This window comes from Longimicrobium sp., from assembly GCF_036387355.1.
GTDB lineage: Bacteria > Gemmatimonadota > Gemmatimonadetes > Longimicrobiales > Longimicrobiaceae > Longimicrobium.
In genome coordinates, this window is record NZ_DASVTX010000094.1 from 22,159 (window position 1) to 29,515 (window position 7,357).

At 69.1% G+C, this 7,357-nt stretch carries 8 protein-coding genes; all 8 read right to left on the reverse strand.

Annotated elements, in window-relative coordinates; translation table 11 throughout:
• The gene (locus tag VF665_RS04535; protein WP_331052223.1) at window positions 1-801 is read right to left on the reverse strand and encodes a metal ABC transporter ATP-binding protein; all 801 of its coding nucleotides are present in this window, start codon (window positions 799-801) and stop codon (window positions 1-3) included.
• Window positions 798-1,724 carry a metal ABC transporter solute-binding protein, Zn/Mn family gene (locus tag VF665_RS04540; protein WP_414678146.1) on the reverse strand — a complete coding sequence of 309 codons (927 nt, stop codon included), beginning with the start codon at window positions 1,722-1,724 and terminating at the stop codon, window positions 798-800. Before VF665_RS04540 ends, VF665_RS04535 begins: the two co-directional genes overlap by 4 nt.
• A 321-nt stretch (window positions 1,725-2,045) precedes the next feature.
• The gene (locus tag VF665_RS04545) at window positions 2,046-2,759 is read right to left on the reverse strand and encodes an RNA polymerase sigma factor (RefSeq protein WP_331052225.1); all 714 of its coding nucleotides are present in this window, start codon (window positions 2,757-2,759) and stop codon (window positions 2,046-2,048) included.
• Between the two features lie 83 nt (window positions 2,760-2,842).
• Window positions 2,843-3,937, reverse strand: a complete 1,095-nt coding sequence (locus VF665_RS04550; RefSeq protein ID WP_331052226.1) for a lysylphosphatidylglycerol synthase transmembrane domain-containing protein — start codon at window positions 3,935-3,937, stop codon at window positions 2,843-2,845.
• Window positions 3,934-5,112 (reverse strand): glycosyltransferase family 1 protein, encoded by a 1,179-nt coding sequence (locus tag VF665_RS04555; RefSeq protein WP_331052227.1) that lies wholly within the window; start codon window positions 5,110-5,112, stop codon window positions 3,934-3,936. Before VF665_RS04555 ends, VF665_RS04550 begins: the two co-directional genes overlap by 4 nt.
• A 339-nt stretch (window positions 5,113-5,451) precedes the next feature.
• Window positions 5,452-6,567: a tetratricopeptide repeat protein gene (locus VF665_RS04560; RefSeq protein WP_331052228.1), complete on the reverse strand. Its 1,116-nt coding sequence runs from the start codon at window positions 6,565-6,567 to the stop codon at window positions 5,452-5,454.
• Window positions 6,568-6,737: 170 nt separating this feature from the next.
• A complete protein-coding gene (locus tag VF665_RS04565) occupies window positions 6,738-7,145 on the reverse strand; it encodes a PIN domain-containing protein (RefSeq protein WP_331052229.1) in 408 nt (135 codons plus the stop codon).
• On the reverse strand, window positions 7,130-7,357 hold a 228-nt coding region (locus VF665_RS04570), incomplete at its 5' end, for a hypothetical protein (protein WP_331052230.1). The genes VF665_RS04565 and VF665_RS04570, both read right to left, overlap by 16 nt.

Here is a 7,357-nt window from a genome sequence, read left to right on the forward strand (position 1 = left end):
TCAATCCGCGGCCATGTGCGTGACGGGGTCCGTGTCGTCCAGCAGACGCGGGCCGCGCACGGCGGAACGCTGCAGCAGCGGGGCGCGCCCGCCGTACGTCAGCCGCAGGTTCTCTTCCGTAAACACCTCGCCCACGGGGCCGGAGGCGATGCGGCGCACGTTCAGCAGCAGCACGGAATCAAAGTACTCCGGCACGGTCTCCAGGTCGTGATGGACCACGACCACCGTCTTTCCATCCGCCCGCAACTGCTGCAGCACGCTGACGATGGCGCGCTCCGTCTTGGCGTCCACCCCCTGGAACGGCTCGTCCATCAGGTAAAGCCCGGCGTTCTGCACCAGCGCGCGGGCCAGGAACACCCGCTGCTGCTGCCCGCCGGACAGCTGCGAAATCTGCCGGTCGGCAAAGTCCTGCATGGCCACCTGCCCCAACGCCGCCATGGCCGATTCGCGCTCGCGCTTTCCCGGCCGCCGCAGCCATCCCAGCTGGCCGTAGCACCCCATCATCACCACGTCCAGCACGCTGGTGGGAAAGTCCCAGTCCACGCTGCCGCGCTGGGGCACGTAGGCCACCTGCCGCCGTTGCTCCGCGTACGGGCGGCCGTGCACCAGCACCTCTCCCGCCGCCGCGCGTACGAGGCCGAGCATCGCCTTGATGAGCGTGGACTTGCCGGCGCCGTTGGGGCCCACGATGGCCATCAGCACGCCGCGGGGCACGGTGAGGTCCACGTCCCACAGCACGGGCTTCTCGCGGTACGCCACCGTAAGGTCGTTGACCTCGATGGCGGGGGTGTCGTCGTTCACGGGCGTGCTCCTTGAGGGTCGCGCAGCAGCGCGTCCACGATGGTGTCGATGTTGTGCTTGACCATGCCGGGATAGGTGGCGGCCTCGCTGCCGGGGCTGCCCAGCGCGTCGGAGTACAGCGACCCGCCGATGCGCACCGCAAAGCCGCGGGCCTGCACCGCTTCCTGCACCGCCTGGATGGTCCGCGGGGCGATGGACGTTTCCACGAACACGGCGGGAATGCGCCGCCGGGCGATGAAGTCCGCCAGTTCCTGCACGTCCGCCGTCCCCGCCTCGGCCGCGGTGCTGATGCCCTGCAGCCCGCGCACTTCGAAGCCGTACGCGCGCCCGAAGTAGTTGAAGGCGTCGTGCGCGGTGATCAGCACGCGCTTTTCGGCGGGAACGCGGGCGGCCTGCCGGCGCACGTAGCGGTCCAGCTCCGCCAGGCGAAGGCGATACGCGGCCGCGCGGCTCCGGTACTCCGCCGCGTGCGCCGGGTCCGCCCTGGACAGCGTGGCGGCGATGACGCCCACGGTGGTTTCCCACATGCGCACGTCGAACCACACGTGCGGATCGTAGTTGCCGGCAAAGGCGGCGGGGCGGCGCAGCAGCGAGCGCGGCACCGAGTCCGTGACGGCGACCACGGTGGTGCGCGTCCCCATCTCTTCCAGCACCTCGGCCATGCGCGCCTCCAGGTGCAGCCCGCCATAGAACACCACGTCCGCGCGGTACAGGCGGCGCACGTCGCCCTCGCTGGCCTTGTACAGGTGCGGGTCCACGCCCGGGCCCATGAGGCCGGTGACGTGCACGTGCGGCCCGCCCACCTCGCGCACCACGTCGGCGATCATCCCCACCGTGGTGACCACGTTCAGCCGGCCGGCCGCCTCCTTGTGCTCCGGCGGCGCACACCCCGCCAGCACCGCCAGGAGCCCCGCCAGCACCATCCACCGCGTCCCGTATCCCAGCACGATTCAAAATCCAGTTTTAAGCGGCTCTAAAATCCATCTGCGAGTCTATCCCGTCCGCGTCGTGACGTCAAGGGTGTGCGTCCCTGAATCCGAAACAGAGAACCGCGTCTCCCACGGAGTTCACGGAGGCCGCACGGAGGTCACGGTACGGCACCCGTCCTCGATCCGTACCGTGACCTCCGTGAAACTCGGTGCACTCCGTGAGAGGGGGTTGAAGTTCTTTCGCCCGCGGACACGAAGAAGCCCGCTCCGACCGGAGTCGAAGCGGGCTTCTGGACGTCAGACCAGGCGATCAGGTCACACCGGGACCGGGAGCAGCATGCGGAACGAGTTCCGCGCCCGGTTCAGGCGGCTCTTGACCGTGCCCACCGGAATGCCGATCTCCTCGGCGATCTCCTCGTAGGTGCGGTCTTCCACCTCGCGCATCACGAACGGAATGCGGTGGTGCTCGTCCATCCGCTCAATCGCCACGTCGATGGCCTTGCGCAGCTCGCTGCGGTACGCCTCGCGCGAGGGGTCGGCGCCGCCGCTGGCGAACTCCACCGGGCGCGCCGCCGCGCCGGACGCGCTGGCGTCGGGGCGGAGCTCCGAGAACGCCGTCTCCCGCCGCCGCGAGCGGTTGCGGAACTCGTTCTTGAGCAGGTTGTTCGCGATCGTGTGGATCCACGTCGAGAACTTGCGCGCCGGATCGTAGCTTTCACGCGCGCGGTGAATGCGCAGGAAAGTGTCCTGCGTAAGGTCCGCCACGCGCTCCTCGTCGTTCAGCCGCTTGCGCAGAAAGCCCTGAATGCGCGGCTCATATCGTTCCACCAGCACCCGGAAGCCGGCCTGATCGCCTTCCGTATAGCGCTGGAACAGCTCCTCGTCCGTCAGCTGCCGCAGCGTCTCGCGCTGCGGCTTCGCTTCGCCCATTCCAAGGCGCACGCGGTCCGTCCGCAGGCTCCGGAGTGGAGACTGCGTGGGCGCCTCGAAAAGCGCCGCCGTCTTGCTGAGATCGATCGCGGTTTTCATGCTCCCAATCTAACCTCGCGCGAAGGTTTTGTCGAGGGTACAGACCGGGCCGCATGCAGGTTAACCCGTTGTTAATCTGGCAGTTAGCCGCCGTCCGAAACCGCCTGCCTGCGCAGCCGCCGCGTGCGCGCGTCCGCGATGTTGAAGATCAGGAAGATGATGGATCCCAGCGCCAGGCTCAGGTAGAAGGTGAGCATCCTCCACCCCGCGGTGGCGATGCCGATGAGCCCCGCCGGCATCAGCGCGCCGTACACCAGGTAGAACGCCGCCTCCGCCCCGCCCGACGCTCCGGGCGTGGGGATGAAGATCATGAGCGTAAAGATGACCCACTGCAGCAGGAAAAAGAGCACGGGGTCCACCCGCGCGCCCAGAAAGTACGCCAGCGCGGTCACGACCGAGTAGCGGCAGGCCCACTGCACGGCCGTGATGAGCACCGTGAGCGCGAACCGGCTCTTGCCCCGGCGGATCACCAGCCGGTACACGCCGCGGAAGTCGTGCGCCGTCTTGCGCATCCGCCGCTTGAACTTGCCAGTGATGCGCAGCGCACGCCGCCGCAGCCCCTCGCCCAGCCGCCCGGCCATCATCATCCGCCCCAGCAGCCACAGCAGGAGCAGCGCGACCACGACGATGCCGATGACCCCCAGCGCCTGCCCCCGCATCTGCCGCCCCACCGCGCGCAGCACGGGGAGCTCCCACGCCTGCGACACGATGATGGAGGTGGGGATGGCCACCGCGAAGAACATCATGTCTTCCAGGTAGCCCAGCGTGACGATGGAGGCCGCGTGCCCCTGCGGAATCCCCTTCTGCACCATCATCCCCCAGCGAAAGACCTCGCCGCCGGATGAGGTGGGAAAGACGGACGAGGTGAGTTCCGCCCCCAGGGTGACGCGAAACATGTCCCTGAAGCTGACGCGGTGCCCGATGAAGCGCGCCCAGATCAGCAGCCGCAGGGTGTTGGTGACCCAGGGAAAGAGCGCCAGCAGGATGGCGAGATACAGGTAGCGCCGGTCCAGCGACCCCAGGTTGCGCAGCACGTCGTGGTCGGTGGCGAACCACGAGAGCGCCAGGTTGCCCAGCACGCCGAAGGGCACCAGGAACAGCGCCGTGCGCAGCACCCGGTCCAGCGTGCGGGAGATGGTTCCGGGGGAGGACGCCTGCGGGCCGGCCTCGGGCTTCATCGTCGGGGGGGCGAGGGGTGGTCGCGGATGACCTGCGCGTAGCTTTGCAGCAGCCGGCCGTTGATGACGGCCCAGTCGCGCGCGCGGGCCGCGTCGCGGGCGGCGGCACCCATGCGCGCACGCTCGGCGGGGTCGGCCAGCAGGCGCTGCACGTGGGCGGCCAGGTCCGGCGGATCGTTGGCGCGGGCAATGAACCCCGTCTCGCCCGGCTGCACCAGGTCCGGCGGCCCGCCGCGGTTCACGACGACGGTGGGCAGCCCGGAGGCCTGCGCCTCCAGCACCACGTTGCCGAACGTTTCCGTGGTGGACGGAAAGACGAACACGTCGCCGGAGGCGTACCAGCGGGCCAGGTCGTCGCCGCCCTGGTGCCCGGCAAAGTGCGCGTCGGGGAGTGCGGCTTCCAGCTCGCCGCGCATGGGCCCATCCCCTACGAGCACGAGGCGGTGCTTGTTTCCGCCCGCCTGCAGCACACGCTCCATCTGCACCAGGTCCGCCATGTCTTTTTCCTTCACCAGCCGGCTCACCATCAGCACGATGGGCGTTTCGTCATCCGCCCCGGCCGCGCGGCGCAACTCCGCGCTGCGGTGTCCGGGCGAGAAGCGGGCCAGATCAATGCCCCGCGACCACGGCTCGGTGTTGCGGATGCCGTGCTCGTGCAGTTCGCGGATGGTGCTTTCCGAGGGCACGTACACCTTGCAGCAGCGCGCGTAGAAGCGGCGCAGCATGCGCCACCCGAACGGCTCCAGCCGGGGCGCGCCGTAGTAGCGAAAGTACGAGACGAAGTGCGTGTGAAAGCTGCTGACGACGGGAATGCCGCGCTTTTCCGCCCATCCGGCCGCGCGCGAAGCCATGGGGGTGGGGCTCACCAGGTGCACCAGGTCCGGCGCCCAGGCATCCAGCTCGCGCGCCATCCCCGGCCCGAAAGGGATGCTGACGCGATAGTCCGGATACAGGGGAAAGCGCACGTACTTTACCGGCCGCACCCGCCCGCTCCACGTCACCTCGGGCCCCGGCACAAAGGGCGAGTACACGCGAAACTCCACGCCCTGCCGCTCCAGAAATCCGAACAGCTGCGCCAGGGTGCGCGACACGCCATCCACGTGGGGCAGCAGGCTCTCGGTGAAGTACGCCACCCGCATGGGCCGGGCGGGGTGGATGTCCGGTGGATTGTGCACGGCTCGTCTCGTGTATGCTGCGCGGGGGTCGCGGGAGAATGTACGCCCGGGCGGGCGCGCGAGACAGTCTGTGAGGTGGCGGCACCGTCAAGAGCCGATTCTCACAGAGGCCACGGAGGTCATGGAGAAGGGCATCACGCAGAACCGCAGAGGCAACGAGCAGGAGTTTCCGTCGCGTCTTCTTCTCCGTATCTCCGTGTCTCTGCGGGGAACGCAGTTGCCGTTTCAGTCCACCTATTCCCTATTCCCTATTCCCTATTCCCTGCAGTTCCCCGCTCGCAACGAACGCCGGCTCCGCGAGGGAACCGGCGTCCAGTTGATCACGTGCCGCCGAGGCAACTACCCGCCGAGTGCAGCGATGCGTTGCTGCACGCGGGTGATGGTTTCCGCCTGATTGCGCGGCGCGCGGCTCAGGTACTCGCGATACGCGACAAGGGCCTCCGCGCCGCGGCCGAGCATGTCGTGCATCTGGCCCACCCGCACGTACGGCAGCGCCCAGTACGGCTCCAGTTCCAGCGCGCGGCGGTACGCCGCCAGGGCCTCCTCGGGGCGGCGTGCCTGCAGCAGGGCGTTGCCGTAATCGTAGTGGATCACGGCATCGCCGGGCGCCGCTTCGACGGCCTGCGACAGGTGAGAGAGGGCGGCCGTGGTGTCCTTTGCGGCGATGGCCAGCCGGCCCAGGCCGGCGTGGGCCGGATACATGGCCAGGTCTTCCACCAGCGCGCGCTCGTACGCCGCGGCGGCGTCCGCCGGACGGTTCTGCCGCTCGTACAGCATGCCGAGCGAGTACTCCCACAGCGCCTTGCTTTCGTACATCCGCTGCACTGAACTCTCGTCGCGCGAGCGCAGTGCCTGCAGCAGTTCCTGGATCTCCGCCGCCGCGCTGTCCGGCTCCTGCGCGCCCACCAGCGCCAGCGCGCGGTAGTGCCGCAGCCGCACGTTGCGCTCGGGGTTGGCTCGCACCAGCCGACCGAACTGTGCCGCCGCGCGCTGGAATTCGCCCTGCCCGTAGTTCACGAATGCATTCGTGGCTCCGTCCCAGGCGAGCCGCCGTCCGAGGCGCACGAACAGTCCCACCTCCAGCCCGCGGTGCACGAACGGGTTGCGGTAGTACGCCCGGGTGAGCAGCGAGTCGTTGGCGATGGTCGCCGAACGGCGCATCACGAACTCCTCTTCGCGCAGATACGACTCGAACGTGCCGTCGTCCACGGCAAAGAACGACGCCCAGCGCGCAAAGATCGGTTCCGCGCGGGTGGGGTCCAGCCTCGACGCCCAGTAGAACGCGGCGGTCGCCTCCCGCGGGAACTGGATGAACCGGGCCTCGCCCGCTTCAAAGTACGCCTCCCAGTCGTTGGTATCGGCGCCGCGGGGGAGCGAGGGGCGCTCAGGCTCCTGCGCGGCGAGCGGCGCCGAGGCCAGGGTGAAGGCCAGCAGCAGAGTGGATCGAATGCGCATGGGACGGAAGGGATTCAGGGCGGAGCGAGTGGGCGGATCTGGTTTGCGTCGGGCGCGGCGGCGGCGCGTGCCGGCGCGGAGGAGAGACGTCCGCGCGCCGGAAACTGAGTCCGGAACAGATGGGGTGGGCTGAACAACGGTAGCGCGCCCCATGCACGCACCGCAAGCGCTCAGCGGATGAACCGGACGCGGCAGACGCCGTCGGCCGCGATGGCCGCCATCTCGTGGCGGTCCGCGGTGATCATCTCGCCTTTGACGGAAACCGTGAGGGCGATGCAAAAGCAATCGGCCAGGGAAACTTTCCTGGCCGACTTGAGCGTTGCTACCTGCTTCACGAAGTGCGCATTCATTCGCCGGTCCCGCGTCAAACCGAGCGCGTGCAGGGCGCGGAGGGCACGCTGCGCCCGCGGCCGCCCCCCACGCCGGAGCATGTCGTAGTAGACCTCCACCACGTTGACCGCGTGCACGACGCACTCGTTCCCGCGATCCGCAAGCAGGGCACCCGCCTCAGCGCCGCCCGGCTCCTCCTCCAGCACGGCGATGAGGGCCGATGAATCAAAGACTAGCGTCCGGCCCATCGGCGCTCCTCCCGCTCCTGCTCCAGCCGCAGGTCTTCACGCTTGTGGCGGAGAAAGTCGTCCACGGCCGGGCCGGAACCCACGCCCGAACGTGTCGCGGCCGGCTCGCCGTCGCGCGGCGTGCCGTCCGAACCCCTCATGATGCTGCGCGCCAGCGCGAGCCGCTCCTGAGGGTCCTGGGCCAGGCGCGCGGCGCGGCGGCGGGCGGCGAT

Bases quoted from the DNA above. Each gene is read 5' to 3' on its own strand.
- VF665_RS04565 (WP_331052229.1), bottom strand. From the start codon at position 7,145: ATGGGCCGGACGCTAGTCTTTGATTCATCGGCCCTCATCGCCGTGCTG.
- VF665_RS04540 (WP_414678146.1), bottom strand. From the start codon at position 1,724: ATGGTGCTGGCGGGGCTCCTGGCGGTGCTGGCGGGGTGTGCGCCGCCG.
- VF665_RS04545 (WP_331052225.1), bottom strand. From the start codon at position 2,759: ATGAAAACCGCGATCGATCTCAGCAAGACGGCGGCGCTTTTCGAGGCG.
- VF665_RS04560 (WP_331052228.1), bottom strand. From the start codon at position 6,567: ATGCGCATTCGATCCACTCTGCTGCTGGCCTTCACCCTGGCCTCGGCG.
- VF665_RS04550 (WP_331052226.1), bottom strand. From the start codon at position 3,937: ATGAAGCCCGAGGCCGGCCCGCAGGCGTCCTCCCCCGGAACCATCTCC.